Source organism: Pseudomonas sp. E45-MNA-CIBAN-0222, assembly GCF_040310405.1.
In the GTDB taxonomy this organism is placed as follows: Bacteria; Pseudomonadota; Gammaproteobacteria; order Pseudomonadales; family Pseudomonadaceae; genus Stutzerimonas; species Stutzerimonas stutzeri_AC.
Genome location: NZ_JBEOPU010000053.1, coordinates 1 through 794 on the forward strand (window position 1 = coordinate 1; position 794 = coordinate 794).

Annotated in this window: 1 protein-coding gene; it reads left to right on the plus strand. The window is 59.4% G+C overall.

Translation table 11 applies throughout. The annotated features are described in order from the left end of the window. Positions 1–65: 65 nt before the first annotated feature. Positions 66–794: IS5-like element ISPst7 family transposase (locus AAEZ08_RS22745; RefSeq protein WP_500125154.1), on the plus strand; the 729-nt coding region annotated here is incomplete at its 3' end.

The window sequence follows — 794 nt, forward strand, 5'->3', positions numbered from 1 at the left end:
GGAAACTCTGAAGAAGACTTCCTGATTTTGGCAAGATCCCCGGACTCCACTCACCGAGTTTTCCGATGAAGCAGATGACCTTCGCCGATGCCGAGTACGCCGGCAAGCGCAAGCAGACCCGCAAAGAGCTGTTCCTGATCGAGATGGATCGGGTGGTGCCCTGGAAGGGGCTGATAGCCCTGATCGAACCGCACTACCCCAAGGGTGAAGGCGGCCGTCCGGCCTATCCGCTGATGGCGATGCTGCGGGTGCATCTGCTGCAGAACTGGTTTGGCTACAGCGATCCGGCGATGGAAGAGGCGCTGTACGAGACCACTATCCTGCGCCAGTTCGCTGGGCTGAACCTGGAGCGTATCCCCGACGAAACCACCATCCTGAACTTCCGTCGCCTGCTGGAGAAACACGAACTGGCTGCCGGCATCCTGGCCGTGATCAATGGCTACCTGGGCGACCGAGGTTTGTCGCTGCGCCAAGGCACCATCGTCGATGCCACGCTGATCAATGCGCCGAGTTCGACCAAGAATAAAGACGGCAAACGCGACCCGGAAATGCACCAGACCAAGAAGGGTAACCAGTACTACTTCGGCATGAAGGCGCACATCGGCGTGGATGACGAGTCGGGTTTGGTGCACAGCGTAGTAGGCACTGCCGCCAACGTGGCGGACGTTACCCAAGTCGACAAGTTGTTGCATGGCGAGGAAAACGTGGTCTGCGCTGATGCCGGTTATACCGGTGTCGAGAAGCGTGCCGAACATGATGGTCGTGAGGTGATCTGGCAGGTGGCGGCACGGCGC